Raw genomic sequence first — 279 nt, 5'->3', positions numbered from 1 at the left:
GGCTAACTACGAGAATAATGACGGATACTATCTTAACCCAGAATCTAATGTGCCAGATGACGGACTTTATAGTGCTGGGGTTTCAATGTCTTTAGCAAAAGGATTTCTTGCTAAAGAACGTATGGCAACACTTAAGCAATCCAAATTATACAAGGATATAAGCCTAAATAAACAGAGCCTGGTTGTCAACGAAGTTCTTTACAATGCTGTCGAAGCCTATTTTAATTGGTTAAAAAATTATCAGGAATATAAAGTCTATAACGATTACCAAAACAACGC

At 35.8% G+C, this 279-nt stretch carries 1 protein-coding gene; it reads left to right on the top strand.

Annotated features, from left to right (window positions below):
- Window positions 1-49: 49 nt before the first annotated feature.
- The coding region (locus IEQ44_RS18550) for a hypothetical protein (protein WP_498371226.1) at window positions 50-279 on the top strand (230 nt) is incomplete at its 3' end.

It is taken from the genome of Nocardioides malaquae, assembly GCF_015070385.1.
In the GTDB taxonomy this organism is placed as follows: Bacteria; Actinomycetota; Actinomycetes; order Propionibacteriales; family Nocardioidaceae; genus Nocardioides; species Nocardioides malaquae.
Note: the sequence above shows the minus strand (reverse complement) of the source record. Positions and strands in the feature narration are given on the sequence as shown.